Genomic DNA, 25858 nt, shown 5'->3' with positions numbered 1-25858 from the left:
CTCTCTCAATCGGAGCCGTCTCCGGGCCAGCTACGGGCGCTCAGGTCGACGTTCTCCAGCACGACCGCGAGAGCCTGGCCCACCCCGATGCAGATGGCGGCCACTCCCCAGCGCTCACCGGTGTCGCGCAGGCGCTTGGCGAGGGTCGCGACGATGCGGCCCCCAGACGCGCCGAGGGGGTGGCCGATGGCGATCGCCCCACCCTTGGCGTTGACGATACCGGGGTCGACCCCCCAGGCGTCGACGCAGGCGAGCGACTGCACTGCGAAGGCCTCGTTGAGCTCGACCGCCGCCACGTCAGCCCATCCGATGCCGGCGCGCCTCAGCGCGGTGTTGGCGGCCTCGACCGGGGCGAAGCCGAACAGCTGCGGCTCCAGCGCGTGCGCCCCCCGACCGGCGACGCGCGCCAGGGGGGAGGCGCCCCCGAGGAGGCCGGACGCGGCCTCCGATCCGATGAGCACGGCCGAGGCACCGTCGTTCAGGGGCGACGCGTTGCCGGCAGTGATCGTGCCGTCCGGCCGGAACACGGGCTGCAGACCGGCCAGCTTCTCGAGGGTCGAGCCCCCGCGGATGCCTTCGTCGCGGGGCAGGTCGACGCCCTCGACCGGCACGACGAGGGCGTCGTAGAAGCCCTCGGCCCACGCCGCGTCGGCCAGGCGGTGGGAGCGCAGGGCGAAGTCGTCCTGCCGCTCGCGGCTGATGCCGAAGCGCTGCTGCAGCTGCTCGTTGCACTCTCCCAGCGACAGGGTCCAGTCGGTCGGCATCCGGGCGTTGACCAGCCGCCACCCCAGCGTGGTCGACACCAGCTCGGCGTTGCCGGCCGGGAACCCCCTGGCCGGCTTGGGCATCACCCACGGCGCCCGAGTCATCGACTCGACGCCTCCGGTCAGCACCAGCTCGGCGTCTCCGGTCTCGACCGAGCGCGACCCGAGCATCACGGCGTCGAGGCTCGAGCCGCAGAGCCGGTTGACGGTGGAGGCCGGGACCGAGACGGGCAGGCCGGCCAGGAGGACCGCCATCCGTGCGACGTTGCGGTTGTCCTCTCCCGCACCGTTGGCGTCACCCAGGACGACCTCGTCGATGCGCGCCGGGTCGAGACCGGGGTGCCGCGCGACGAGCGACGCCAGCACCGTGGCGGCGAGGTCGTCGGGCCGGGTGCCCGCGAGGGCACCGCCGAAGCGGCCGAACGGGGTGCGCAGGGCGTCGTAGACGTAGGCCGAGGTCATGAGGTCGACTCTCCTTCGAGATGGGGCCCCCACCCTCTCACCCTCAGCCCTGCGGCCACCCGGTGTAGCCCTCGGCCAGGTAGGTGCGACCGGCCCGGGACCCGACCAGCGTCGAGAGCTCACCGAGCTGGCGCTGCTCGTCGTAGTCACTCGCCTGCGGCAGGCTGTGGAGCATGGTGGTCATCCAGTAAGAGAAGTGCTGCGCCTTCCAGACCCGCGCCAGCGCGAGCTCGGTGTAGGTGTCGAGCACGCCGAGGTCACCCCCACCGAGCGCCTTCTCGATGATCGGTGCGAGCACCCGCACGTCGGCCAGCGCCAGGTTGAGACCCTTGGCGCCCGTCGGCGGCACGGTGTGCGCGGCGTCGCCGGCGAGCAGGAGCCGCCCGTGCCGCATCGGCTGCTGCACGAAGCTGCGGAAGGGGAGCACGGTCCGCTCGAGCACGGGGCCCTCGTGCAGCCGGAAGCCGTCCTCCCCCGCCACGCAGTGCTGCAGCCGCTCCCAGATCCGGTCGTCGGACCACGCCGACGCGTCCTCGGCAGGGTCGCACTGGAAGTAGAGCCGCTGCACCGTCTCGGTGCGCTGGCTCACGAGGGCGAAGCCGTGGGCCGATCTCGCGTAGACCAGCTCCGGCGCGCTCGGCGGGGTCTCGGCGAGGATGCCGAACCACGCGAAGGGATACTCCCGGAAGAACTGCCTGCGCCCCTCGACGAGGGCTCGACACAGCCCGCGCGACCCGTCGGCGCCGACGACGAGGTCGGCGACGACCTCCTCCGGGCGCCCGTCGGCGTCGCGCCACCGCACCCGGGGCAGCTCGCCTGCGGTGCTGCCGGTGATGCCGACGACCTCGACGTCCGACACGCCGTACCGCAGGTCGCCGCCGTCACGCACCCGGGCCCGGTGCAGGTCGACGAAGACCTCGGTCTGCGGATAGAGCCAGCACGACGCCCCGACGAGGTCCTGGAAGTCGACCCGGTGGCTCACACCGCCGAACCGCAGGTCGATGCCGCGGTGCTCGTGACCGTCGGTGAGCACCCGGTCCGAGACACCGGTCTCCGTCAGCAGGCGCACGCTGTCGCGCTCGAGGATGCCGGCCCGGTGGGTGGTCTCGATCTCCTGCACCCGGCGCTGGTCGAGCACCACGGAGTCGATCCCGGCGCGGGACAGCAGGTGCGAGAGCATCAGCCCGGCCGGACCGCCCCCGACGACGGCCACCTGGGTGCGCGACGGGGTCGGGCGCGGCGGCGTCTGGGGGCTGACGGCGGTGTCCATGGCCAGGACGCTAACGGCACCGGGCGTTCTGCGTCGATGACGGCGTGTCACTGAGTGACATACGCTGCCGAGATGGCCGGACGCTCCGCACCAGGCGCCTCCCTCGTGGCCAGGACCGTGGCGGTCCTGACCGCCTTCGACGAGCACCACCGTCGGCTGCGGCTGGTCGACCTCGCCCAGCGCAGCGGGCTCTGCCCGCCGACGGCCCTGCGGATCGCCCGCGCGCTCGTCGAGGGCGGGTTGCTCGAGCGTCGCGACGACGGCGCCTTCGTCATCGCCCGGGGGCTGTGGGACCTCGGGCTGCTCGCGCCGGCGCCGACGGGTCTGCGGGACCTCGCCGCTCCCTACCTGCAGGACCTGCACGCGGCGACCCGGGCGACCGTCCACCTCGCGGTGCGCGACGGCGACCGCGTGCTCTACCTCGACCGGCTCTCGGGCAGCTCCTCCGCGCCCGTCGTGAGCCGCCCGGGAGCCCGCCTGCCGCTGCACGCCACCGGCGTGGGGAAGGTCCTGCTGGCCCATGCCCCGTCCGAGCTCCAGCAGGAGGCGCTGCAGGACCTGTCACCGGTCACGCGCTACACCGTGACCTCAGCGCGGCTGATGCGCGGCCAGCTGGAGCGCGTACGACGTGACGGCGTCGCGACGACCGTCGACGAGATGACGCCGGGAACCTCGTCGATCGCGGTTCCCGTGCGCGACGGCTCGGGCGAGGTCGTCGCCGCTCTCGGCCTCGTCGTCACCTCGCTGCGCCGGGACCGGCACCGCCTCACTGCTGCCCTCACGGTGGCGGCCGCGGGGGTGTCGCGCGAGCTGCGCCGCGCGCGATGAGCCGTAGCCGACACCCCATTCCGCGCGGTTCCCCTTCCGAAGCCCGCACGAATGAGGCACGCTCAGCCTATGAAGAGCACCATGCAGACGACACCGCTGTTGATCTCACAGATCCTGCGCTACGGCACCACCGTGCACGCCGACCAGGAGGTGGTGACCTGGACGCCCGAGGGTGGGCGCTCGACGTCCTACGCCGAGGTCGGCACCAAGGCCGCCCAGCTCGCGCACGCGCTGCGGGGCATCGGCATCACCGGCGACCAGCGGGTCGCCACGTTCATGTGGAACAACGCCGAGCACCTGATCGCCTACCTCGCCATCCCGTCCATGGGCGCCGTGCTCCACGCCCTCAACATCCGGCTCTTCCCCGAGCAGCTGATCTACACCGCGACGCACGCAGGCAACCAGGCCGTCATCGTCGACAACACGCTGGCGGCCCCCTTCAGCAAGCTGCTCGCCCACCTGCCCAAGATCACCCACGTCATCGTCAACGGCCCGGTCGACGACGAGACCCGGGCGGCCCTCGAGGCCCCCGAGCACGTGCAGCAGGTCGTCGACTTCGAGGCCTTCATCGGCGGGCAGCCCACGACCTTCGACTGGCCCAACGACCTGGACGAGAACGACGCCTCGTCGATGTGCTACACCTCCGGCACCACAGGCAACCCCAAGGGGGTCGTCTACTCGCACCGCAGCAACTACATCCACGCCGTGACCGACGCCCAGACCCTCGCCGTCAAGCAGGGCGACCGCAACCTCGTCGTCGTCCCGCTCTTCCACGCCAACGCCTGGGGCTTCCCCTACATCGTCATGATGGCCGGCAGCTCGATGATCATGCCCGACCGGTTCCTGCAGCCCGAGCCCCTCGCGACGATGATCGCGGCGACCAAGGTCACCACGGGTGCCGGGGTGCCGACCATCTGGAGCGAGCTGCTGCGCTACCTCGACGCGCACCCCGAGGTCGACACCTCGTCGTGCTACCGCCTGATGGTCGGCGGGTCGGCCGCCCCGCCGGCGCTGATGAAGAACTTCCAGGAGCGCCACGGCATCGAGATCATCCACGGCTGGGGCATGACCGAGACCTCACCGGTGGGCTCGCTGGCCATCGCCCCGGTGCGCCTCGAGGTCGGCTCCGAGGACTACTGGTCCTACCGCGAGAAGCAGGGTCGGCTGCTCATGGGCTTCCAGGCCCGGCTGATGGGGCCGGACGGCCAGGAGCAGCCGTGGGACGGCGAGTCGGTCGGCGAGCTCGAGGTCAAGGGCCCGTGGGTCACCGGCAGCTACTACGCCAACGGTGAGGAGAGCGAGACCGACCTCTCCGAGATGGCCGCGAAGTTCAGCGACGACGGGTGGCTGAAGACCGGCGACGTCGGCCTGCTCACACCGGACGGCTTCCTCCAGCTCACCGACCGCGCCAAGGACGTCATCAAGTCGGGCGGGGAGTGGATCAGCTCGGTCGACCTCGAGAACGCGATCATGGCTCACCCGGGCGTGCGCGAGGCCTCCGTCATCGGCGTCCCCGACGACAAGTGGCAGGAGCGCCCGCTCGCCTCGGTCGTGCTCGAGGAGGGCGCCGAGGTCAGCGCCGACGAGCTGCGCGACTTCATCTCGGCGAAGGTCGCCAAGTGGCAGCTGCCCGAGCGCTGGGCCTTCATCGACGAGGTGCCCAAGACCTCGGTCGGCAAGTTCGACAAGAAGGTGCTGCGCAAGCAGTATGCCGAGGGCACGCTCGAGGTCACCCAGCTCGCCTGACCACCTCGTGCCTCCGCAACGGGGGCCGAGACCACGACGTCCGCGTCGCGGAGGGGAAGTACCCTCCGCGACGCGGACGTGAGTGGGAGCGACCGGCTGCCTGCCGGATCAGCCCTTGAGGATCAGCCCTTGAACGCGTCCTTGACGTCGGACGCGGCGTCCTTGACGTCCTCTCCGGCCTTCTTGGCGCTCGCCGACGCCTGGTCCTGCTGACCCTCGGCCTGCAGCTCCTCGTTGTCGGTCGTGTTGCCGGCGGCTTCCTTGGCCTTGCCCATGGCCTCTTCGGCGGCGTTCTTGGCCTTGTCCACGATGCTCATCGTGATCTCCTTCTCTCGGGGTTGGTGTCGACCGGCCGAGGTGGCCGGGGTCTGGAGGGTCAGCCGCGCGCGGTGCGCAGCCAACCTCGCACGGGGGGACAGCTGTCACCCAGTGCGGTGGCGAGGTCGCGGGACCCCGCCTCGAGGGCCGCGACGCCGTCGGCGAGGCGACCACCCTGCGGCAGCACCGCCGTCAGCTCGACGACGACCTGCCCGCGGTCACGGACGAGTCGGGCGGACGAGTCGCCGACCCCACGGGCCGCGGCCACGGCAGCGGCCGCCTGGTCGGCAGCGACCCCGAGGTCGGCGTCGAGACGACCACCGGCTCCGCTGCCGTCGAGGGCCACCCGGCCCGGCACCCGGTGGGGCAGGTGAGCGGCGAGCCAGCGCAGACCCAGCAGGGCGAGCACGACCGCGGCTGCGGTGGAGGCCCACGGCCACCAGGGGGTGCGGACCAGCGTGGGGAGCCAGCCGGCGTCGAGCACCGGGCCGACGACCGCGAGGCGGCCGAGCCACCAGGCGATGGCGCCGGCGCCCACGACGAGGAGCAGGAGACCCGCGACGAGGGTCAGGGCGCGGTCGAGACCGGCGAGCCGACGGGTCATGTCGCGTCCTTCGTGGCTGTGGTGGCGGCCGGCGTGGTCGGCGCAGTGGGCGATGGTCTGTGCGGCGTAGTGGTCGGCTCGGGTCGCGGTGCCTTCATCCGCACGGTGACCCTGGGAGGACGGGCCAGGGCGGCGATGGCCGTCTCCACCGCCTCGCGCACCGGGCTGTCGAGCTCGGTGGTGCCGGTGCGGTCGGTGACGGTCACCTGCACCGTCCGGCGGGAGGCGCCGGTCGTGACCGCCGATACCCCGCCCACCCGGGCGGCCGCCCCCCGGGCGACGCGGGCGACGTCGTGCGGACGCATCCACACGTCGGCCGTCGAGACGACCTCGAGGAACGGAGCCGGTCGTGGACGGAGGGACGCCGCGACGAACCACAGACCGATCAAGGCGAGGACGACGCCGCCGACGAGGACGGCGACGGACGGGGTGGCTCCCGACACGGCGTCGGCCACGGTGAGCACCCACGGGGTGCCGGCGAGCGCGCCGCCGGTGACCAGCGCGTCGCGCACCCCGACCACTCCGAGCCCGACGAGCCCGAGAGCCAGCAGCACGGACGGGACGGCGGCCCTCGGGGCCAGGACCGGCCGACGCGCGGACGGCGCCCGGCTCGAGTCGGTCGACGGATGCGTGGACGACCCCGTGGCCAAGGCGCTCGGGGCACTCGGGGCGCTCGGGGCACTCGGGGCACTCGAGGCACTCGGGGCGCTCGGGGCGATGTCGACGACGACGTCGGTGCGCTCGACGTCGAGCCCGGCATACCGGGTCACGGCGTCGTGGACGGCGTCGCGGGCGGCGGCCGTGGCCCCCGGCAGGGACTGGGGCCAGGTGACCGCGAGGTGCACGGTCAACCCGACCCGGTCGTCGGTGCGGTCGACGTCGACGCGGGTGCCGTCACCGGTGCCTGCCAGCGGGGTGGCCAGCGAGCGCCAGGTGCCGGCGCGGCCGCGGGTCACGGCGTCGACGTCGCGCGCCGCGCGAGCGGCGACCCGCTCGACCACCCGGTCACGCACGACCAGACGGCCGCGTGTGGCCGGGGGGGCGAGCTCAGCCACGACGACCACGCGCCATCTCGGGCAGGTCGATGCTGCCTTCGATCTGGGCGCCGACGAGCCAGCCGGCTCCACCGAGCACGATCGCCACGAGGAACCCGAGGAAGCCCCCGGCAGCGGCGGCGATGGCGAGCAGCAGGCCGGCGAAGAGGCCGATGGTGGCAGTGCGCATGAGGTGCTCCGATGGTGAGAGGTCGAGGGTTCGAGGAGTTCGAGGTTCAGCAGGGGATGGGAGGAGGGGGTGCGGGGTCCGGGTGGGGAGGCAGAGTCCTCAGAGCTGGGTCCAGCCCGAGCCGGAGCGCCGTCGGCGGTCTCGGCGCCAGGCACGCATCCGTCGGCGGGCCCGGTTCGGCAGCTGTCGCCAGCGACGCTGCCGGACCTGCACCGGCGTCACGGGGGTCGGGGCGTCACCGGGATGCGCCAGCAACTGCATGGCGGCGACGTAGGCGTCTGGATCGCCGCCGCGGTCGGGGTGCAGGTCGCGCGCGACCTGCCTGGCCCGGCGCCGGGAGTCGCGGTCGGAGTCATCTCCCGGCACAGGGCTCACGTCGAGGCAGAGGTGGGTGACTCGACGTCTTCGACGACCACGTCGACCGCACCGGGGACGACCAGCGCCACCGCCGTGCGCACCGCGGACGCCGTCTCGCGCACGGGGGCCCCGAAGAGCAGGGTGACGTGGACCTCGGTGGCCTCTGGCCGGAGCCGGATCCCCCGGACCAGGCGCCCCGGGAGGTAGGTGCCCACCTCACCCATGGCGCCCCCGTGAAGGTCGGCGACCCCGGGGACCTGACGCACGGCCAGCGCCACGGCGTCGACCTTGTCGGCCCGTGACCCGGGCAGCGGGGTCACTGAGGTCGACGGGGTCGACGGGGCCACCGGGGTCACGGTGCTCACTGCACCCGGGCCGAGGAGGTGCGCTCGCCGTCGACGGAGGTCTCGTCGTCGTCGTTGTCGTCGTCGAGGTAGACGTCGTGCACCGTGATGTTGACCTCGGTGACCTGCAGGCCGGTCATCTGCTCGACGGCCGCGATGACGTTCTCGCGGATGCCTTCGGCCAGGTCGGCGATGGCCACGCCGTAGTCGGCGACGATGTCGATGTCGACTGCCGCCTGACGCTGGCCCACCTCGACCGCGACGCCCTGCGACAGGTTCGTCTTGCCACCGGGGATGCGCTCGCGCAGCTGGCCGACGACGCGAGCCGCACCGCCACCGAGGGAGTGCACGCCGGGGACCTCGCGGGTCGCGATGCCGGCGATCTTCGAGACGACGACGTCGGCGATGGTGGTGGTGCCGTGACCGGTCGCGGCGGAGGAGTCCACTGCGTCGAGGGAGGTGCCGGGCGTCGAGCCGTCGGTGCTGCTCGAGGGGGAGCTCGAGGCGCTGCCTTCGGTGCTCTTCGTGGTGGTATCTGTCTGGGTCATGGGGTTGGCTCCGTTTCGTGTCGTTGGGTGCCGTGGGCATCGACCGCCGGGGCGACGATCGGCTGTTGGTGTCGGGATACCCCGATCGACCGGCTCTGTCACACATCCCGCCAGCTGCTGGGTCCCGCTCGATCTGCGACGCACTGCCATCACTTGCAGGGACAGCAGTGGGTCGCCGTGACCACGGCGATCCGCACGCACCAGTCCGTGTGACCTGAGTCACGGGTCGGGCCAGCCTCGACCTCCCCCCTCGTGGGCCCGGCCATCGGCATCGCGACCGGGCGAGAGACACCGTCAGACCCGGCGGCTACCCTCGGGGACACCCCCAGCCCCCCGGCGCTGACGACCACCACCAAGGAGCAGCGTGCCCGGTCTCTCGTCCCCGAGCACACCGCCCGGGCGGCAACAGACCCCGGGTGCGGCTTCGGGCAGTGCGTCGAGGCGACCGCCGCAGTGGGCCAGTGACGCGGCCCTTGCGCGGGCCGCGGGCCTGGGGGACCGCCAGGCCTTCGACGTGATCACCGAGCGCCACGGACCGGCGCTCCTGCGCTTCGCCCGCCGGATGCTGCGCGACGCGGACGAGGCCCAGGACGTGGTGCAGGAGGCCCTCGTCGCGGGCTGGCTCTCGGTCGAGCGATGGGACGGGCGGTCGGCCCTGTCGACCTGGCTCTTCGGGATCACCGCCCACAAGGCCAGGGACGTCCGCCGCCGCCACCGTCCGGCTCCCGTCGACCCCGAGGTGCTGCTGCGTCACGAGTCCGACGTGGTCGAGGACCGCGCAGGCAGCACCCCCGAGGAGGCGCTCTTCCGCAGCGCCCTGGCCGATGCCCTGGCCGACCTGCCCGAGCGTCAGCGGGCCTGCTGGCTGCTGACGCAGGTAGAGGGTCTCAGCCAGGCCGAGGCAGCGGCCGCCCTGCGGATGACCCCCGACGCCGTCCGGGGCCAGCTCGCCCGGGCCCGGCAGAGCCTGATCACCACCCTGGAGGACTGGCGATGACCGACGCCCAGCACGACCCCGGCGGCGGCGACGCCGTGCTGCTCCGAGCAGTCGGCGCCCTGCGCGACGAGCCGGCCGAGGGGTGGGCGCAGGCGTCGGAGAGGGTGCGTCAGACCCTCCGCCAGACGTCGCGGCGAGCACGAGCGCTCACGGTGACGGCGGCCGACCTGCCCGACGGCGGTGACCTCGGCCCGACTGACCGGCTGGCCGTGAGTGAGCGGGTCGTGCTCGACGCCCTGAGGCGCACGGTCTCGGGCGCAGCCGGTGTCGCTCCGGCCGCGATCAGGCTGGAGCTCGAGCCCGCCGACGGTGGTCGCCACCTCTGCACCGGCGTGCGGCTCGACCTCGTCGTCGGCTACGGCACGGCACTGATGGCCCTCACCGAGCAGCTGAGGCCGGCCGTCGCCCGGACGATCGACGACCTGCTCGGCCCGGCCCACCGGTTCGTCGACATCGAGGTGGTCGACGTGGAGCCGGACGACCCCACGCTGTGAGGCACGATGTGAGCCACGGGTGAGCAGCCGGTGGGTGACGACATCGCCGGGACCAGCCCCCCGGGCGATGGCCGCGAGCGCCGTGCTCGCAGCTGCCCTCCTCACCGGATGCTCGGGCGGCGCGTCCACGCCGGGCTCGAGCCCGCCCGCCCCGGCGACCCCCCGCCCCGGAGGCAGCTCGCCGAGTGCCGCTCCCCCGTCCACGACCGCCCCACGCGACGAGCCCGTCGTGGCCCCGCCCTACATCGCGAGCGTCCGCTGGGTCACGTTGGCCAGCGGCCGCAGCCTCCAGGTGCGGCCCACCGCCGCCGGTCGCGCGACCGACGCGCTCTAGCCAAAGGCCTGGAGCGAGGTGCTGCGCCTCGCTCCCGGAGCGGGCACCCCGGGGATGGAGGCACAGTTCTCCTGCCACTGGATCTTCGCCCGGATGCTGTCGCCCGGCAAGCCCTCGTGGAACCTCGAGCCCTGGCGCCCGGTCGTCAGCACGCAGGACATGCTCGCCGCCGGGTGCAACCCGGGCGGCGCGGAGGAGTAGCGCCCGTCCGCACGCCAGGGGGTGATCCGTCGCCGCTGGGCGCGACGGACCACCCCGCTGTCGTGGGGACGACGCCGCGGTCAGGCGCCGCGCAGCTCTGCGGCCACGAGCTCGGCGATCTGGGCGGTGTTGAGGGCGGCACCCTTGCGCAGGTTGTCGCCGCAGACGAAGAGGTCGAGGGTGTTGGGGAAGTCGAGGGCCTGGCGCAGCCGTCCGACATACGTCGGGTCTGAGCCGACCACGTCTACAGGAGTAGGGAACTCACCCGCTGCGGGGTCGTCGAGCACGACGACGCTGGGGGCCTCGACGAGCGCCTGACGGGCCGCCTCGACGTCGATGTCGGTGGCGAAGACGGCGTGCACGGCCAACGAGTGGGTGGTGACGACCGGCACCCGCACGCAGGTGGCCGAGACCTTGAGGTCGGCGATGCCGAGGATCTTGCGCGACTCGTTGCGCACCTTCAGCTCCTCGCTCGACCAGCCGCCGTCCCTGAGCGACCCGGCCCACGGCACGACGTTGAGCGCCAGCGGCGCCGGGAAGGGCGACTCCACACCCAGCTCGTCGGTGATCGCCGCACGCACGTCACCGGTGTGCGAGCCCAGCTCGCGGTGACCGGCAACGACCTCGAGCTCGTCGTGCAGCCGGTCGATGCCGGGCTGCCCCGCGCCGGACGCCGCCTGGTACGACGCCACGACCAGCTCGGTCAGCTGCCACTGCCGGTGGAGCGCACCGAGCGCGTCCATCATCGTCAGGGTGGTGCAGTTGGGATTGGCGATGATGCCCTTGGGCCGCACGCGGGCAGCCTGAGGGTTGACCTCGGGCACGACGAGCGGCACGTCGGGGTCCATCCGGAAGGCGCCGGAGTTGTCGACCACGACGACGCCCCTGGCCGCGGCGACGGGTGCCCACTGCGCACTGACCTCGTCAGGCACGTCGAACATCGCGACGTCGACACCGTCGAAGACCTCGGCGGACAGGACCTGGACGGCGACCTGCTCGCCGCGCACCTCGAGCAGCTTGCCGGCCGAGCGCGCCGACGCGACGAGACGGATCTCGCCCCACACGTCGTCGCGGGTCGACAGGATCTGGCGCATCACGGTGCCGACGGCGCCGGTGGCGCCGACGAGGGCGAGGGTGGGGCGCTCCGTACGGTCGCTGTTGCTGCTCTGGCTGTCGCTCATCGTCCGGTCCCTCCGTAGACCACGGCCTCACCCGACGCCGAGTCGAGGCCGAAGGCGGTGTGCACGGCGCGCACCGCGTCGTCGAGCTGGTCGTCGCGGGTGACGACGGAGACGCGGATCTCGGAGGTCGAGATCATCTCGATGTTGACCCCGCTGTCGGCGAGGGCCTGGAACAGCGTGGCCGAGACCCCCGGGTGCGAGCGCATGCCGGCGCCCACGAGGGAGAGCTTGCCGATGTGGTCGTCATAGAGCACGGAGGCGAAGCCGACCTTCTCCTGCACGCGCGTGATGGCCTGCACGCCCTTCTGGCCGTCGGTCTGCGGGAGCGTGAAGGAGATGTCGGTCAGGCCCGTCTCGGTCGCGGAGACGTTCTGCACGATCATGTCGATGTTGATCTCGGCGGCAGCGACGGCGCGGAAGATCTCGGCGGCCATGCCGGCGCGGTCGGGGACGCCGACGACGGTGATCTTGGCCTCGCTGCGGTCGTGCGCGACGCCGGCGATGATCGGGGCTTCCACGGTCTCTCCTTCTGCTGCGTGCGGGTTCGTGCCGGTGTAGGCGGTGTCGGTGACCCATGTGCCCTCGTGGGGCGAGAACGAGGAGCGCACGTGGATCGGCATGTCGAAGCGCCGGGCGTACTCCACGCAGCGCAGGTGCAGGATCTTGGCCCCGCAGGCCGCCATCTCGAGCATCTCCTCGTTGGACATCACCGCGATCTTGCGGGCCGAGGGCACGATGCGGGGGTCGGCGGTGAAGACGCCGTCGACGTCGGTGTAGATCTCGCAGACGTCGGCGTGCAGGGCGGCGGCCAGCGCGACAGCGGTCGTGTCGGAGCCGCCGCGACCGAGGGTCGTGATGTCCTTGGTGTCCATGCTGACGCCCTGGAAGCCGGCCACGATGGCGACGTGGCCCGCCTCGAGCGCCGTCTGGATGCGCCCCGGGGTGACGTCGATGATGCGGGCCCTTCCGTGCGCGGCATCGGTGATGACCCCGGCCTGCGAGCCGGTGAACGAGCGTGCCTCGTGGCCCAGGTTGGCGATGGCCATCGCCACCAGCGCCATCGAGATGCGCTCGCCCGCGGTCAGGAGCATGTCGAGCTCGCGGCCCGGCGGCAGCGGGGTGACCTGGTTGGCCAGCTCGAGCAGCTCGTCGGTCGTGTCACCCATGGCCGAGACCACCACGCAGACGCTGTGGCCGGCCTTGCGGGTCTCGACGATGCGACGGGCGACCCGCTTGATGCTCTCGGCATCGGCGACTGACGACCCGCCGTACTTCTGGACGACGATGCTCAACGTGCACAGCTCCTGGTGGACGGACGGCGGGCCTCGAGTCTAGCTACGCATCGTCCGGTGCCTGGTTCCTGGGTCGACCTCAGGGGTGGAGGGCGTCGAACTCGGCGTCGGCGAGGGTCTCGGCATCGACGTCGAGGCGCAGGTGCGACAGCACGGACTGCAGCACCCGCAGCGAGCTGGCCGCCCGGTCGCCCCAGGTGGAGAGGTAGCTGAACTGCCACCACCACAGGGCCTCCACGTGACGCCCGGTGTCGTAGTGCTCGAGACCGTGGCGCAGGGCGGCGCAGACCTCGACGATGTCACCCGAGAGAGAGCCCCGGGTCAGCTCGGCGGCGGTGAACGGGTCGACGACGTCGGCGTAGTCGTCGAGGCCCTCGAGGAGGTTGGACAGGCCGTCGCGCAGGGGCTCGACGTCGGGGTCGGGACCGAGGTCGGGCTCGAAGCGCTCGGAGGGCACCACGTCCCGGATCGCTCCGAGCCGCGAGCCCGCCAGCAGCAGCTGGGCCGTGGCGAGCAGCAGCACGGGGATCGCGGTGTCGGCGGCCGCACCGGCGGCGACCTCACGGACGGTGCTGAGGTAGATCTGCGCGTCGCGCGCCGACTCGGCGGCGAGGAGCAGCAGCTCGTCGCGCTCGTCGAGGTCGGCGGACGACGCCGCGGGCAGCAGGGAGTCAGGCACCGACGGCCCTCCGTCCCTCGAAGGCCCGGCCCAGCGTGACCTCGTCGGCGTACTCGAGGTCACCCCCCACCGGCAGACCGGAGGCGGGACGGGTCACCGCGAGCCCGAGGTCCTTCATGAAGCGCGAGAGGTAGGTGGCCGTGGCCTCCCCCTGGATGTTGGGGTCGGTGGCGATGATCACCTCGGTGACCGCGCCGTCGGACAGGCGCTGCATCAGCTCGGCGATGCGCAGGTCGCTCGGCCCGACGCCGTCCATCGGCGAGATGGCTCCACCGAGCACGTGGTAGAGCCCACGGAACTCCCGGGTGCGCTCGACGGCCACGACGTCCTTGGGCTCCTCGACGACGCAGATCATGCTCTGGTCGCGCCGCGGGTCGCGGCAGATGCGGCACAGCGCCTCCTGCGACACGTTGAAGCAGCGGTCGCAGAACCGGGCCTTGTCCTTGACCTCGGTCAGCACCTGGGCCAGCCGGGTGACGTCGGCCGGGTCGGCCTGCAGCAGGTGGAACGCGATGCGCTGCGCGCTCTTGGGACCGACCCCGGGCAACCGCCCGAGCTCGTCGATGAGGTCCTGGACCACGCCTTCGTACACGCGCCCACCATAGGCCCGATCAGGCCGCCGGGACGGAGGGGACGAAGAACCGCAGCCGCGTGCCGCCCGTGGGCACCCGCTCGAGACGGCACCAGCCCCCCGTCGCGGTGGCCCGGTCGGACATCGTCGCCACCCCTCGGTGGGCGGCTCGGGCCGGAAGGTGCTCGGGGTCGACCCCCTCGGGCAGACCCACACCGTCGTCCGTCACCCGGATCTCGACCCCGCCGTCGACGCCCTCGACCCGCACCTCGACGTGGGCGGCGCCCGCGTGCTTCCGCACGTTGACCAGCGCCTCCTTGACGATCCGCAGGGCCTGCACGCGCTCGGCCTCGGCCAGCACGACCCCGTCGGCGCTGGTCACCGACCACGCCACCTCGGGATGGTCCTCGAAGACCTGCTCCGCGGTCGCCCGCACGGCGCCGACCCATCCCTCCCCGTCGGGTGGGGGCTCGAGCTCGACGAGCAGGTGGCGCAGACCCTCGGACGCCGCCCGCACCGTATGGCTCACCTGCTCGAGCATCGGCACCAGGTCGGCCGCGGTGCCGCGCATCCGTCGCTTGAGCAGCCCCAGCCGCAGCTCGACCGCCGCGAGCGACTGCACGGAGTCGTCGTGGATGGTGGCCGCGATGCGGGCCCGCTCCGTCTCCTGGGCGGTCACGAGACGACGCATCAGGTCGCGTCGCTGGGCCGTCTCGCGCTGCAGCCGAGCCGTGGCCGCGAAGCCGTCGAGGGCGCGCGAGACGTTGTCGGCGACCTGCTCGAACAGCTCACCGACGCCGTGGTCGAAGGACCCGGGGTGGTCGGAGTAGAGGGTCAGGGCCGCGATGACGGCGCCGTTCTCGCGCAGCGGGAGGGATGCGGAGGCGCGGATGCCCTCGCGCGCCGCCTGCTCGTGCCATGGTGCGGTGGCGTCGTCGTGCAGGAAGTCCGAGCTGAAGCACGAGCGGTTCTCCCGCAGGGCGACCGCCGTCGGCCCCCGACCATGCGGGTCGTCGGGGTCGTCGGGGTCGAGGACGATGTGCAGTGACTCGATGTACGTGCCCAGACGCCCCTCGCGAGCCAGGAGGGAGACCCGGCCAGCGGCATTCGCCCCGGCGACGAACGCGCCGGCGTAGCCTCCCTGCTCGACCGCGATGCGACACGTCTCGGCGTAGAGCGAGGACGCGTCGACCGCCCTGATGACGGCCTGGTTGAGGTGGATCAGGGTCAGGTAGGCGGCGCTCAGCCCGGCGAGCCGCGCCTGCGCGCCGTCGACCACCGTCACGGGCCCGACCGATGGCTCCAGGAAGTCCACGACGTGCTGAGAGGACCCGCCTGACGACGGCTCGGTCGACGTTGCCATACCTGACGTTACCCCGTCGTGGGCCTAGGGAGCCGGACTCTCCACCGTCGGTTGGTGGGTCAGCTCAGCCTGGTGTTCCTGAGGGGCCTGCAGCGTGTGACGCAGCGCCTCGAGGGCATGCGGCACCGCCACCACGACGTGGCCCCGGACGCACCGGATGAGGTCGTCGACGAAGTGCTCGCTGAGGTCGCCCTTGGCGAGATAGGCCGAGGCGCCCGCGTGGAGCAGCTCGCTCACGGTGGCGGTGTCGACCTGGGCCGACACCGCGACGACGACCGGGGGCACGGCCAGGGCCCGGAGCCGACGAGCCGCCTCGGCTCCCCCGTCGGTCATGCGGACGTCGAGGACGACGAGGTCGGCACCGGTCTCGCGGACGAGGTCGGCCAGACCCGTGCCACTCGGGACCGCGCTGACGACGTCGAAGTCGCCGGTGGACTCGAGGACGTCGATGATCGCCGACCGCATCTCGTCGTCGTCGTCGGCGACGACGGTCCTGATCCGACCCATGAGACGACCTTCCCGGCCCCCCAGGGCCTGGTCGGGGCCGTCGAGACAGGCCCACGACCTCAGTATGGCGAGCCGCTGCGGGCGCAGCATGACTCCATTGCGCCATCTGAGTGACGCGTCGGTACTAGAGACGCGGAGGTGGGTGAGGTCGAACCCATCACAAAACCGTCCATTCTGTGGGAGCATCGGCATCGAGCCCGCGTCCGGTCAGCATCGACGCCTCCAGGCGTGGACTCCCGTCCAGAACAGGAGCCCCGTGACCGCTTCACCTCCCGACGACGGGCCGGGTGACCCCACGCCCGTGACCGTGAGGGTCCTCGTCGTCGACGACCACGAGGTGCTGGGCGGCAGTCTGGCGGTCGTGCTCGACTCCGAGGACGACCTGGAGACGACCGGGGTGGCCACGACCATCGAGCAGGCCGCCCAGATGCTGGTCTCGACCGCTCCCGACGTGATGCTGCTCGACCACCGGCTGCCCGACGGCGACGGGATCGCCGCCATCCCCCGCCTGCTCGCGCTGCGACCCGAGGTCAAGATCGTCGTCCTCACGGCCAGCGCCCCCGACCACCTGCTGCTCGCCGCCATCGAGGCCGGCGCCTACGGCTTCCTGTCGAAGTCGCGCAGCGTCGACGAGGTCTCTGCAGCAGTGCGGGCAGCTGCCGCCGGGGAGTCGGTCATCTCCCCCGAGCTGCTGGCCCGGATCCTGCCGCGTCTGCACCGCGGTGGTCCCGCTCCGATCGGGTCCGATCTGACGGACCGCGAGCGCGAGGTCCTCGACCTGCTCGCGCAGGGGATGTCGAATGCGGCGATCGCGACGGCGCTGACGGTCAGCGTGCACACCGTGCGCAACCACATCGCGAACCTCAGCGCCAAGCTGGGCGCCCACTCCAAGCTCGAGGCGCTCTCGATCGCCGTCAACCAGGGTCTGGTCTCTCGCCGCGACGGCTGAGCAGCCCCGGCAAGGCCCCGGTCGCACCGGTAGTCACGGGTGGTGCGGGTGGTGCGGGTAGTACGGCAGCACTAGGGCCTGCCCAACCGTCGCACCAGAGCAAATAGGCACCACTGCCCCATACCGCCTCACGCGTGGTCAGGACATGCTTGACCCTGTCAGCACGACGTGGACACGACCTGCACCGCAGGTCAGACAACTCCATACTCTCCTCCGCCGGACCGGTCCTTCCCCCACAGCCGATTCAGCATCCAGGCCCTCGGGTGGCGCTCCCCCGCCCCCCGCGTGGCACCGGCCTCGCCCACACCCTGCGTCCACGCAGACCTCGTGTCGAGACGACCCCCCTCCAGGGTCGGGCGCTGCCTCCCGACGAGCCCCGTCGACCGACAACCCCACTGTCGGCCGACGGGGCTCGTCTGCGTGCCGGGGCCGAGAGGAGTCAGCCGGTGTTGCGCAGCCCGGCGGCGATGCCGTTGACCGTCAGCAGCAGCGCCCGCTGCACGTCGGCGTCGGGCTCCTCGCCCGGGGGCGTCTGCCGCGACCGGGCCAGCAGCGACGTCTGCAGCGCGTGGAGCGGCGCGAGATAGGTGTCGCGCAGCTCGAGGGTCTGGCGCAGCACCGGCGCCGACTCGAGCAGGGACGACTGGCCGGTGACCCGCAGCACCTCGGCCACCGATCGCTCGTGCTCGGCCCGGATCACCTCGAAGAGGCCCTGAGACTCCTGCGGCACGAGCGTGCGCACGTAGCGGGCGGCGATGTCGAGGTCGGTCTTGGCCAGCGTCATCGCGACGTTGGACAGGAAGGTGCGGAAGAACGCCCACGAGCCGTACATCTCGCGCAGCGTCTCCTCGCGCCCGTCCTCGCGGGCCGCCGCGAGGCCGCTGCCGACCCCGAACCACCCCGGCAGGATCATGCGCGACTGGGTCCACCCGAAGACCCACGGGATGGCCCGCAGGTCGTCGAGACCCCCCTCGCCCCCCGGCCGCTTCGAGGGTCGCGAGCCGATGTTGAGCTTGCCCAGCTCGTCGACGGGGGTGGACGCCACGAAGAAGCGCACCAGCCCGGGGTCGCGCACGAGCGCCCGGTAGGCGGTCTGGCCTGCCCCGGCCACGACGTCCATCGTGCCGTTCCAGCCGTCGAGCACGTCCTGCGGCAGCTGCGAGGCGCGGTGCAGGACCGAGGCCTCGAGCACGGCGGCAAGCGCCCCCTCGAGGTTCCACCGGCCGAGCTGGGGCAGGGTGTACTTGTCGGAGATCACCTCGCCCTGCTCGGTCACCTTGATCGCGCCGCTGAGGCTGCCGTAGGGCTGGCTGAGGATCGCTTCGGCCGTCGGGCCACCGCCGCGCCCCACCGAGCCACCGCGCCCGTGGAAGAGCCGCAGGGTCACGCCGTAGGACGCTGCGACGTCGCGCAGCGCGCGCTGTGCGCGGTGGATCTGCCACTGGGAGGCGGCGATGCCGGCGTCCTTGGAGGAGTCGGAGTAGCCGAGCATGATCTCCTGCACGTCGCCGCGGGCCGCGACGACCCGACGGTAGGCCGGGTCGGTCAGCAGCGCGTCGAGCAGCGGGCCCGCGGCCTCGAGCTCGGCCACCGTCTCGAAGAGCGGGGCGAAGCCGATGCGGGCCGACCCCGCCACCTGCTCGGTGCCCGGGTCGACCAGGCCCGCCTCGCGTCCGAGGACGACGACCGCAAAGAGGTCGTCGACCCCGTGCGTCATCGAGACGATGTAGGTCTCGACCGCCTGCGGCCCGTAGGTGTCGAGCGCGACGCGGATGGTGTCGAAGAGGTCGAGGACGGCCGTCGTGCCCGGTGACAGCACGTGTCGGGCCGCGCCGACGGCGCCCACGAGCGGCCGGCGGCCGGCCATCTCGCGCGAGAGCAGGACGGTGCGCGCCGGCCGGTCGAGCTCGCCGTACGGAGTGTCGTGCTCGCCGAGGCGGTCGACGAGCTCGGCCAGCGCCTCGTGGTGCTTCTCGCTGTGCTCGCGGATGTCGAGCGTGGCGAGCCCGAAGCCGGTCGCCACGGCCGAGCGCAGCAGGCGCAGGATGCCGCCGTTGCCGGTGAGCTCGTCGCCGCCGGCGAGCATCGAGTCGCGGACGAGGGCGAGGTCGGCCACCAGCTCGTCGACGTCGAGGTAGTCGCGGCCCGGCTCGTGCGCGGTGGCCGCCGCCAGCCGGTCGCGGGTGCGCTGCAGGCGCACCCGCACGAAGCTCAGCTTGAGGCGGTAAGGCTCCTCGGCGTTGAGCCGGCAGATGGCGGCATACGTGATCGGCAGGGAGCGGGCGTCTGCGTCGAGGCTGGCCAGCAGGGCGTCGGAGGCCGTGACCACCCGGGTCGAGGAGCCGATCTCGGTCAGCAGGTCCTCGACCTGCTCGACCAGGACCCGCAGGCCCGCCGAGTGCTGCAGGCCGAGCACGTCGAGGGTGACGGCCGGGGTGACGTGCGGGTTGCCGTCGCGGTCGCCGCCCGCCCAGGCGCCGAAGCGCAGCGGTCGGGCGGTCGCGGGCAGCTCGATGCCCACCGTGGCGAGGCAGCGGTCGAGCTCCTCGAGCAGGTCGGGCACGACCTGGGTGGCGATCGACTGCAGGTAGTAGAGGGCGGTGCGGGCCTCGTCGGCGGGCTCGGGCCGCACCACACGCAGCTCGTCGGTCTGCCACAGCAGGTCGACCAGCTCGCGGAGGCGACGCTCGTCGCGGGGGGCCTGGGCGGCCGGGCGACGCGGGTCCTCGGTCGAGGTCACCACGTCGGCGATGCGGCGCAGCAGGTCGAGCACCGAGCGACGGCTCGCCTCGGTGGGGTGGGCGGTGAAGACGGGGCGGTACTCCACGCGGGCGAGCACGTCGACCACCGTCTGCCGCTCGAGGGTGCCGGCGTCGAGCGCGTCACCGATGCGGGCCACGGTCGCCGCCAGCGGGCCGACGGCCGAGCTGCCGGTCAGCTCCTGCCAGCGGTGCAACTGCTCGGTGACGTTGACCAGCTGGAAGTAGGCGGTGAAGGCGCGCGCCAGGAGCACGGCGGTCGCGTCGTCGACCCCGGCCAGGAGAGTGTCGAGCGCCTCGTCGCCGGGCTCGCGCGCCGCCGCCCGCACCTGCTCGACGAGGGCGAGCAGCTCGGGGCCCTCGTGCCGGGTCAGCGCCTCACCGAGCAGCGCGCCCAGCTGGCGCACCGACGCCCGCAGCGCGGCGTGCTGCGCGTCGGACGACACCCCGCCCGCGAACTGCGCGACGTCGGGGGCGCGGCGGTCGGCCTCGATCAGCTGCTCGGTGGCGCGGGAGCGAGGGGTGGTGGGGGGCTGAGACGCCGTCATGGGGCCCAGTGTGCCGATCTCGTGTGACGCCGGTGTGTCGCGGGTCACGTCGTGGACACGGCCCGGTGTCGAGGGCCGGTGCCCGACCGCGCCCGGCGACGAGCAGCTGGGAGAGGATGGAGGCATGAGCCCTCGTGACCTGGTCCCCGACGCGCTGCCCTCGCTCGCCGCGGGGGCGCACGACGCCGACGCCGGCGAGGCGTGCGTCATGGAGTACGTATCGCTTCTCGCGGGAGAGGAGTGGAGCGACCGGCCCGACTGCACCCACCCGCTGCTCGCCCACGAGGCCCGCACGGTCAACGACGAGCTCGGCGACCGCGACCGCCACCTGCTGGTGCCGCTGGTCGGTCGCCTCTTCGGCACGACGCAGGACACGCCCGAGCTGACCGCCCGGCTGCGGCTGCGCCAGGCCCGGTGCGCCGTGCAGCTGCTCGAGCCGGCGTCCCGCCCACGGGTGCAGGTGCTGCTGGACCGGGCGCAGGACGCGGTGACCGGCTCCGGGGTGGGCAGCGCCGAGGTGGGCATCGAGATGAGCGTCGAAGCGGCCCGCACGACGGCTAGGGCCTATCTGCCCGGGCTCGACGCCGCGGGCTCCGGGCCGCACGCCCAGGTGCACCGGCACGCGGCACGGATGGCGTTGGTGGCGCTGGCCGGCGACGTCGACGCCGCGCAGGCATGGGCCCTCACCGCCCTGGTGGGCACCCACACGGTCGCGGCCTCCGACGGGGCGGCCGAGTGCCGCGCCGACTGCGGCGACACCCTCGCCCACGCCCGGCTGAGGGTGCGCGAGCTCGGTCAGCTGCTCGACGAGTACGACGCCGCGACCGGCCGTGAGCCGCGTCGCCTCACCACGGCGGAGTTCACGGCGCTGGCCGACCTCGTCGACGCCTGAGCGCCCTCCTTGGTGGTCAGAGAATCCCCCCGGGGACGGGAGAGTGATTCTCTGACTACCCCACGGGCGCGCGGGGACTACTCGGCGACGAGACCGACCGACCAGCGCTCCTCGACGCGGCCGACCTTCCAGACCGTCAGCGCGATCGCCCACGTCAGCACGAAGAGGGCGACGATGCCGTAGCCCACGTGCTCGAGGTCGAGACCGCCGATCGCAGCGAGCGGGCCGGTGGTGATGCCGGCCTTGTCGGCCAGCAGGCCGATGATCTCGACCCCACCGATGACCAGGGCGACGGCGACCGACAGCGCCGTGACGGTGATGTTGTAGTAGATCTTGCGCACCGGCTGGGCGAAGGCCCAGCCGTAGGCGACCTTCATGAAGCTGCCGTCGATGGCGTCGAGCAGGGACATGCCGGCGGCGAAGAGGATCGGCAGCACGACGATGGCGTACCACGGCAGACCCGACGCCACGGCGCCCCCGGCGACGACGAAGAGGCCGACCTCGGTCACGGTGTCGAAGCCGAGCCCGAAGAGGAACCCCACGGGGTACATGTGCCACGGCTCGCGCACGGCGCGGGTGACGCGGCCGAGGATGCGGTTCAGCAGCCCCCGGTTGTCGAGCTGCCGCTCGAGCTCGGCCTCGTCGAAGTGGCCGTGGCGCATCTTGCGGAAGACCTTGAGGATGCCGACGAGCGCGATGAGGTTGACCAGGCCGAGCAGCAGGAGGAAGACCCCCGAGACCGAGGTGCCCCACACGCTCGTGATCCGCTGCAGCTGCGACTGGTCGTCGGCGAGAGCGCCCGCGAGCGCCTTCACCCCGGCGGCCAGCAGCAGCACCATGACGAAGACGACCGAGCTGTGGCCGAGGCTGAACCAGAAGCCGACGCTCATCGGCTGCTTGCCCTCGGCCATCAGCTTGCGGGTCGTGTTGTCGATCGCCGCGATGTGGTCGGCGTCGAAGGCGTGGCGCATGCCGAGGGTGTAGGCGGTGAGGCCGAGACCGACCCCCATCACCTGGCCGCCGACCTTGTACTGCGCCGGGACGATGAGGGTGAGGAAGACGCCCCATCCGACGACGTGCAGCAGGAGGATGAAGAGGCCCATGCCGGTGAGGCTGCGGCGCTCCTCGGCGGTGAACTGCGGGAATCGGCGGGTGCGGGGGTTCGCCGTCTCGCGGGGCGTGGTCGTCGTCACCTGCTGACCATAAGCAGGCAATCGATTTATTGCAACCAAGTCGCAACAAGAGCCGTTCCGGTGCTCAGGTCGCGATCGCCGGGCCACTGTCGGATGGCAGCTCGTTGTAGTCGCCGGCGAACTCCTGGCCCGACAGCGCGGCGATCGCGGCCATCACCTCGTCGGTGACCTGGCGCCGCGCCTTCCCCTGCGGCACCCCCTGGTAGCGCTCGGTGACGTGGATGGCCGGGCCGAAGGCGACCCCCAGCCGCGCGAGGCGCGGCAGGCGAGAGCCGATCGGCTGCACGTCGGCCGTGCCCGAGAGGGCGACCGGCACGATCGGGACGCCGGCGGTGAGCGCGAGGAAGGCCACCCCGGTGCGGCCACGGTAGAGACGGCCGTCGCGCGAGCGGGTCCCCTCCGGGTAGATGCCGAAGGCGCCGCCCGCCCGCAGGACCTCGAGCGCGGCGTCGAGCGACTCCTGCGCCGCACGTGACGAGCGCCGGTTGACCGGGATCGCCCCCATCGACGTCATGAACCCGCGCCGGGCAGCGGCGACCGGCCCGGACCCGCCCCAGTAGTCGTCCTTGGCCAGGAAGTGCACCTGCCGGGGGGCAGCGAGGGGGATGGTGAAGGAGTCGATGAAGGAGAAGTGGTTGCTGGCCAGGATCACGCCGCCGGTGGGCGGCACGTGCTCGGTGCCGGTGATGCGGGGGCGCCACAGGGCGTGGGTGAGCGGCTTCAGCACGAGGTGGCCAGCCCGGTAGAACATGGGGCGACCCTAGTCGCCCCGAGCGGTGCCCCCGCGCCGACCGAGGTCGCCTCCGAGCGGCGACGGCTCACGGGGTGGCACCTTGAGCACCAGGTGGGGCGCGTACGCGGGAGGGTGAACGCGAGTAGGTCGGGCCCACGCCCGGTTCCCGGACCCACGCGCTGGGTCAGTCCTCGAAGTCCCCCAGGAAGCGGCCACCCAGGACGCGCTCGATGACCTCGCGCCCGACCTTGCCCGACTCGGCGAAGTCCTCGTCGTCGGGGCTGGCGTCCTCGTCGCGGGTCACCACCGGCGTCACCGCCTCGCCACCGGCGCCCGGGTCGGCCGAGACTCGTTCGGCGGCCACGCGACGCACCCGGGCCAGCTCCTCGCGCACACCTGCAGCCTGGACCGACGCCTCACCGGAGGTCAGGCCGGTAGGGCCCGACACCTCGGGCGCGGGAGCTGCGGGCCTCGGCGCCGAGGACGGAGCCGAGGCCCAGTCGGGTCCCGGGCTCGCGGGCGAGGCGCCCCAGTCAGGACGGGCGTCGCCGGAGCCGCCGGGCACCGGTGGTCCCCCCGCGGCTGGCGTGACGGCACGTGGCACCGGTCGAGGTGCCGAGTCGGCCGGAGGGTTCTCCCCGCTCGGGGAGCGGTCAAAAGGGCGCGGCTGCGCCCCACCGGACGAGGCGCCGGGCGTCGACCGGTCTCCCGCCTGATCACCATGACGCGCGCCGCCCTCGTCGCGGGAGGGCCCGCCGTCGTCGGCGGGCAGGGGGAACTCCCTCGGCGGCGGCACGTCACTGGCGGGCACACCCTCGACGACGACGTCGAGGCCGATCTCGTCGATGAGAGCCTGACGCACCAGCTCGGCGTGGTTGCCCTGGCGGAAGGTGTTGGCCAGACCCACCGTGGCGATCCCGAGCACGAGACGGCGCCCGTCGTACTCCTGCACCTGGGCGTGCTGCGAGACGAAGGTCCACGTCGCCCGGCGCATCGAGAAGATCCGGGCCAGCACGTCGGGCCAGACCCGACGGATCGCCATGACGTCGAGGCCTCCGACAGCCGGACCCGGGGCGGGAGAGCTCGTGCGCTCCTCCACGTGCAGGCTCGTCTCCCGCGGCCCGGCCGCCGCGGTCGGCTCGACCGGAGGAGCCGGAGGATCCGGAGGAGGAGACGAGGAAGGCGGGGTGGCTGGGGCGGCTGTCTGGGGCGGGGCGGCTGAGCCCGCCGGAGGGGTCTCGGGAGCAGAAGCCCGCCGCTGGGGCTCACCCGTCTCGCCGGCGGGCCGCGGCGGCGACTGCGGCGGCGACTGCGGCGGCGACTGCGGCGGCGGCGGCTCTCCCGATCCGCGCGCCCCCGCGCCCCCCCCGACCTCGAGGCGACGCTCGATGCGGTCGAGCCGCGCGGCATACCCCTGCTCACCCGAGGCAGCAGGCAGCAGGATGCGCGCGCAGATCAGCTCGAGCTGCAGCCGGGGCGCCGTGGCGCCGGTCATCTCGGTGAGCCCGGTGTTGACGATGTCGGCGGCGCGCGACAGACCGCCGTTGCCGAAGCGGGCCGCCTGGCCACGCATCCGGTCGAGCTGGCCCTCGGGGACGCCCCGCAGCACGGCTCCTGCCCCGTCGGGCACGGCCGCCACGACGATGAGGTCACGCAACCGCTCGAGCAGGTCCTCGACGAACCGCCGCGGGTCGTGGCCCGACTCGACGACGCGGTCGATCTGGGCGAAGACGGCCGCCCCGTCACCCGCGGCGAAGGCGTCGACCGTGGCGTCGATCAGCTCACCGTCGGTGAAGCCGAGCAGAGACGCCGCCATCTCGTAGGTGAGGCCCTCGTCGGTCGACCCGGCGATCAGCTGGTCGAGCACCGAGAGCGAGTCGCGCACCGACCCGCCGCCGGCGCGCACCACGAAACCGAGCACGCCGTGGGCGACGGTGACGCCCTCCTGGTCGCACAGGCCCTGCATGTAGGTCGTCAGGGCCGCCGGCGGCACCAGCCGGAAGGGGTAGTGGTGCGTGCGCGAGCGGATGGTGCCGATCACCTTCTCGGGCTCGGTCGTCGCGAAGACGAACTTCACGTGCTCGGGCGGCTCCTCGACGATCTTGAGCAGGGCGTTGAAGCCCTGCGGGGTCACCATGTGCGCCTCGTCGATGATGTAGACCTTGTAGCGGCTGCTCGCCGGAGCGTAGGAGGCGCGCTCGCGCAGGTCGCGCGCGTCGTCGACGCCGCCGTGGCTCGCGGCGTCGATCTCGATGACGTCGACCGAGCCCGGCCCGCCGCGGGCGAGCGCCACGCACGAGTCGCACACCCCACAGGGGGTGGGCGTCGGCCCCTGCTCGCAGTTGAGGCAGCGGGCCAGGATGCGCGCGCTCGTCGTCTTGCCGCAGCCGCGGGGGCCACTGAACAGGTAGGCGTGGTTGATGCGGCCGCTGCGCAGGGCCTGCATCAGCGGACCGGTCACGTGCTCCTGACCGATGACCTCGGCGAAGCTCTCGGGCCGGTAGCGGCGGTAGAGGGCTGTGGTCACCTGCCGCAGCCTAACCGCCTCCGGTGACACCGCCAGGGCGGCCTGCGCTGGGCAGCGCAGGCCGTGTCGTCGTCGCCGCCCTCGTGGTGTGGGTGGCCACCCTGGTCGACGCGCGCACCAGGGCGCTCACGCTCGCGCCGGGCTGAGCGGTGACCCGCCCCCCCTGTCGGCGA

At 72.9% G+C, this 25858-nt stretch carries 28 protein-coding genes and 1 pseudogene; 10 read left to right on the top strand and 19 right to left on the bottom strand.

Annotated elements, in window-relative coordinates:
- Nucleotides 1-5: 5 nt before the first annotated feature.
- Entirely contained in the window at nt 6-1226 is a 1221-nt protein-coding gene (locus V3N99_13285) for a thiolase family protein (GenBank protein MEO3937713.1), read from the bottom strand.
- A 43-nt stretch (nt 1227-1269) separates the two neighbouring features.
- Nucleotides 1270-2496: a 4-hydroxybenzoate 3-monooxygenase gene (locus V3N99_13280; protein ID MEO3937712.1), complete on the bottom strand. Its 1227-nt coding sequence runs from the start codon at nt 2494-2496 to the stop codon at nt 1270-1272.
- Between the two features lie 72 nt (nt 2497-2568).
- Between V3N99_13280 and V3N99_13275 the strand changes: the two genes are divergently transcribed.
- Both V3N99_13275 and V3N99_13270 read left to right on the top strand, forming a co-directional pair.
- On the top strand, nt 2569-3324 hold the full coding sequence (locus tag V3N99_13275) for an IclR family transcriptional regulator (protein ID MEO3937711.1): 756 nt from the start codon (nt 2569-2571) through the stop codon (nt 3322-3324).
- 69 nt (nt 3325-3393) lie between these two features.
- A complete protein-coding gene (locus V3N99_13270) occupies nt 3394-5070 on the top strand; it encodes a long-chain fatty acid--CoA ligase (GenBank protein MEO3937710.1) in 1677 nt (558 codons plus the stop codon).
- 122 nt (nt 5071-5192) lie between these two features.
- Here V3N99_13270 and V3N99_13265 read toward each other — a convergent pair whose 3' ends face one another.
- The 7 genes from V3N99_13265 to V3N99_13235 form a co-directional block, all read right to left on the bottom strand.
- Complete coding sequence (locus tag V3N99_13265) at nt 5193-5387, bottom strand: CsbD family protein (GenBank protein MEO3937709.1); 195 nt, start codon at nt 5385-5387, stop codon at nt 5193-5195.
- Between the two features lie 59 nt (nt 5388-5446).
- A complete protein-coding gene (locus V3N99_13260; GenBank protein MEO3937708.1) occupies nt 5447-5992 on the bottom strand; it encodes a hypothetical protein in 546 nt (181 codons plus the stop codon).
- Nucleotides 5989-7047, bottom strand: coding sequence for a DUF6286 domain-containing protein (locus V3N99_13255; GenBank protein ID MEO3937707.1), 1059 nt, complete (start codon nt 7045-7047; stop codon nt 5989-5991). The genes V3N99_13260 and V3N99_13255 overlap by 4 nt, the downstream gene beginning before the upstream one ends.
- Nucleotides 7040-7216, bottom strand: a complete 177-nt coding sequence (locus tag V3N99_13250; protein ID MEO3937706.1) for a DUF2273 domain-containing protein — start codon at nt 7214-7216, stop codon at nt 7040-7042. The genes V3N99_13255 and V3N99_13250 overlap by 8 nt, the downstream gene beginning before the upstream one ends.
- A 99-nt stretch (nt 7217-7315) precedes the next feature.
- Nucleotides 7316-7591, bottom strand: a complete 276-nt coding sequence (locus tag V3N99_13245) for a hypothetical protein (protein MEO3937705.1) — start codon at nt 7589-7591, stop codon at nt 7316-7318.
- A complete protein-coding gene (locus V3N99_13240) occupies nt 7588-7920 on the bottom strand; it encodes a hypothetical protein (protein ID MEO3937704.1) in 333 nt (110 codons plus the stop codon). The genes V3N99_13245 and V3N99_13240 overlap by 4 nt, the downstream gene beginning before the upstream one ends.
- Before the next feature lie 14 nt (nt 7921-7934).
- On the bottom strand, nt 7935-8465 hold the full coding sequence (locus tag V3N99_13235; protein ID MEO3937703.1) for an Asp23/Gls24 family envelope stress response protein: 531 nt from the start codon (nt 8463-8465) through the stop codon (nt 7935-7937).
- 252 nt (nt 8466-8717) lie between these two features.
- On the opposite strand from V3N99_13235, the gene V3N99_13230 reads away from it, so the two are divergent.
- The 5 genes and pseudogenes from V3N99_13230 to V3N99_13210 all read left to right on the top strand — a co-directional run bounded on the left by V3N99_13230 (nt 8718) and on the right by V3N99_13210 (nt 10491).
- On the top strand, nt 8718-8930 hold the full coding sequence (locus tag V3N99_13230; protein MEO3937702.1) for a hypothetical protein: 213 nt from the start codon (nt 8718-8720) through the stop codon (nt 8928-8930).
- Complete coding sequence (locus V3N99_13225) at nt 8830-9462, top strand: RNA polymerase sigma factor (protein ID MEO3937701.1); 633 nt, start codon at nt 8830-8832, stop codon at nt 9460-9462. Before V3N99_13230 ends, V3N99_13225 begins: the two co-directional genes overlap by 101 nt.
- A complete protein-coding gene (locus V3N99_13220; protein ID MEO3937700.1) occupies nt 9459-9956 on the top strand; it encodes a hypothetical protein in 498 nt (165 codons plus the stop codon). Before V3N99_13225 ends, V3N99_13220 begins: the two co-directional genes overlap by 4 nt.
- A gap of 34 nt (nt 9957-9990) precedes the next feature.
- A complete protein-coding gene (locus V3N99_13215) occupies nt 9991-10290 on the top strand; it encodes a hypothetical protein (GenBank protein MEO3937699.1) in 300 nt (99 codons plus the stop codon).
- 15 nt (nt 10291-10305) lie between these two features.
- A pseudogene (locus V3N99_13210) lies at nt 10306-10491 on the top strand (DUF2599 domain-containing protein).
- An 80-nt stretch (nt 10492-10571) separates the two neighbouring features.
- Here V3N99_13210 and V3N99_13205 read toward each other — a convergent pair.
- The 6 genes from V3N99_13205 to V3N99_13180 form a co-directional block, all read right to left on the bottom strand.
- Nucleotides 10572-11672, bottom strand: coding sequence for an aspartate-semialdehyde dehydrogenase (locus V3N99_13205; GenBank protein MEO3937698.1), 1101 nt, complete (start codon nt 11670-11672; stop codon nt 10572-10574).
- Nucleotides 11669-12964: an aspartate kinase gene (locus V3N99_13200; GenBank protein ID MEO3937697.1), complete on the bottom strand. Its 1296-nt coding sequence runs from the start codon at nt 12962-12964 to the stop codon at nt 11669-11671. The genes V3N99_13205 and V3N99_13200 overlap by 4 nt, the downstream gene beginning before the upstream one ends.
- A gap of 79 nt (nt 12965-13043) precedes the next feature.
- The gene (locus tag V3N99_13195) at nt 13044-13643 is read right to left on the bottom strand and encodes a DUF5063 domain-containing protein (GenBank protein ID MEO3937696.1); all 600 of its coding nucleotides are present in this window, start codon (nt 13641-13643) and stop codon (nt 13044-13046) included.
- Nucleotides 13636-14235, bottom strand: a complete 600-nt coding sequence (recR, locus tag V3N99_13190; GenBank protein MEO3937695.1) for a recombination mediator RecR — start codon at nt 14233-14235, stop codon at nt 13636-13638. The genes V3N99_13195 and recR overlap by 8 nt, the downstream gene beginning before the upstream one ends.
- A 19-nt stretch (nt 14236-14254) precedes the next feature.
- Entirely contained in the window at nt 14255-15577 is a 1323-nt protein-coding gene (locus V3N99_13185; GenBank protein ID MEO3937694.1) for a GAF domain-containing protein, read from the bottom strand.
- A gap of 24 nt (nt 15578-15601) precedes the next feature.
- Entirely contained in the window at nt 15602-16084 is a 483-nt protein-coding gene (locus V3N99_13180; GenBank protein ID MEO3937693.1) for a response regulator, read from the bottom strand.
- Between the two features lie 256 nt (nt 16085-16340).
- Here V3N99_13180 and V3N99_13175 point away from each other — a divergent pair, with 256 nt between their 5' ends.
- Nucleotides 16341-17033 (top strand): response regulator transcription factor, encoded by a 693-nt coding sequence (locus V3N99_13175; protein MEO3937692.1) that lies wholly within the window; start codon nt 16341-16343, stop codon nt 17031-17033.
- A gap of 439 nt (nt 17034-17472) precedes the next feature.
- Here V3N99_13175 and ppc read toward each other — a convergent pair whose 3' ends face one another.
- A complete protein-coding gene (gene ppc, locus V3N99_13170) occupies nt 17473-20340 on the bottom strand; it encodes a phosphoenolpyruvate carboxylase (GenBank protein MEO3937691.1) in 2868 nt (955 codons plus the stop codon).
- Nucleotides 20341-20464: 124 nt separating this feature from the next.
- On the opposite strand from ppc, the gene V3N99_13165 reads away from it, so the two are divergent.
- Nucleotides 20465-21232, top strand: coding sequence for a hypothetical protein (locus V3N99_13165; GenBank protein ID MEO3937690.1), 768 nt, complete (start codon nt 20465-20467; stop codon nt 21230-21232).
- A 77-nt stretch (nt 21233-21309) separates the two neighbouring features.
- On the opposite strand, the gene V3N99_13160 is transcribed toward V3N99_13165, so the two are convergent.
- The 3 genes from V3N99_13160 to V3N99_13150 form a co-directional block, all read right to left on the bottom strand.
- Entirely contained in the window at nt 21310-22425 is a 1116-nt protein-coding gene (locus V3N99_13160; GenBank protein ID MEO3937689.1) for a HoxN/HupN/NixA family nickel/cobalt transporter, read from the bottom strand.
- A gap of 64 nt (nt 22426-22489) precedes the next feature.
- Nucleotides 22490-23176 (bottom strand): lysophospholipid acyltransferase family protein, encoded by a 687-nt coding sequence (locus V3N99_13155; protein ID MEO3937688.1) that lies wholly within the window; start codon nt 23174-23176, stop codon nt 22490-22492.
- Nucleotides 23177-23342: 166 nt separating this feature from the next.
- Entirely contained in the window at nt 23343-25685 is a 2343-nt protein-coding gene (locus V3N99_13150) for a DNA polymerase III subunit gamma and tau (GenBank protein ID MEO3937687.1), read from the bottom strand.
- Nucleotides 25686-25708: 23 nt separating this feature from the next.
- Here V3N99_13150 and V3N99_13145 point away from each other — a divergent pair, with 23 nt between their 5' ends.
- Nucleotides 25709-25831 (top strand): hypothetical protein, encoded by a 123-nt coding sequence (locus V3N99_13145; GenBank protein MEO3937686.1) that lies wholly within the window; start codon nt 25709-25711, stop codon nt 25829-25831.
- The last annotated feature ends 27 nt before the right edge of the window (nt 25832-25858 follow it).

Source organism: Dermatophilaceae bacterium Soc4.6, assembly GCA_039889245.1.
GTDB lineage: Bacteria > Actinomycetota > Actinomycetes > Actinomycetales > Dermatophilaceae > Lapillicoccus.
This window is presented reverse-complemented; position numbering and strand designations above follow the sequence as displayed.

Excerpts from the sequence above, each read along its gene's own strand:
- V3N99_13285 (MEO3937713.1), bottom strand. The coding sequence starts at position 1,226 with ATGACCTCGGCCTACGTCTACGACGCCCTGCGCACCCCGTTCGGCCGC.
- V3N99_13280 (MEO3937712.1), bottom strand. The coding sequence starts at position 2,496 with ATGGACACCGCCGTCAGCCCCCAGACGCCGCCGCGCCCGACCCCGTCG.
- V3N99_13275 (MEO3937711.1), top strand. The coding sequence starts at position 2,569 with ATGGCCGGACGCTCCGCACCAGGCGCCTCCCTCGTGGCCAGGACCGTG.
- V3N99_13270 (MEO3937710.1), top strand. The coding sequence starts at position 3,394 with ATGAAGAGCACCATGCAGACGACACCGCTGTTGATCTCACAGATCCTG.
- V3N99_13265 (MEO3937709.1), bottom strand. The coding sequence starts at position 5,387 with ATGAGCATCGTGGACAAGGCCAAGAACGCCGCCGAAGAGGCCATGGGC.
- V3N99_13260 (MEO3937708.1), bottom strand. The coding sequence starts at position 5,992 with ATGACCCGTCGGCTCGCCGGTCTCGACCGCGCCCTGACCCTCGTCGCG.
- V3N99_13250 (MEO3937706.1), bottom strand. The coding sequence starts at position 7,216 with ATGCGCACTGCCACCATCGGCCTCTTCGCCGGCCTGCTGCTCGCCATC.
- V3N99_13235 (MEO3937703.1), bottom strand. The coding sequence starts at position 8,465 with ATGACCCAGACAGATACCACCACGAAGAGCACCGAAGGCAGCGCCTCG.
- V3N99_13220 (MEO3937700.1), top strand. The coding sequence starts at position 9,459 with ATGACCGACGCCCAGCACGACCCCGGCGGCGGCGACGCCGTGCTGCTC.
- V3N99_13205 (MEO3937698.1), bottom strand. The coding sequence starts at position 11,672 with ATGAGCGACAGCCAGAGCAGCAACAGCGACCGTACGGAGCGCCCCACC.
- V3N99_13185 (MEO3937694.1), bottom strand. The coding sequence starts at position 15,577 with ATGGCAACGTCGACCGAGCCGTCGTCAGGCGGGTCCTCTCAGCACGTC.
- V3N99_13180 (MEO3937693.1), bottom strand. The coding sequence starts at position 16,084 with ATGGGTCGGATCAGGACCGTCGTCGCCGACGACGACGACGAGATGCGG.
- ppc (MEO3937691.1), bottom strand. The coding sequence starts at position 20,340 with ATGACGGCGTCTCAGCCCCCCACCACCCCTCGCTCCCGCGCCACCGAG.
- V3N99_13165 (MEO3937690.1), top strand. The coding sequence starts at position 20,465 with ATGAGCCCTCGTGACCTGGTCCCCGACGCGCTGCCCTCGCTCGCCGCG.
- V3N99_13155 (MEO3937688.1), bottom strand. The coding sequence starts at position 23,176 with ATGTTCTACCGGGCTGGCCACCTCGTGCTGAAGCCGCTCACCCACGCC.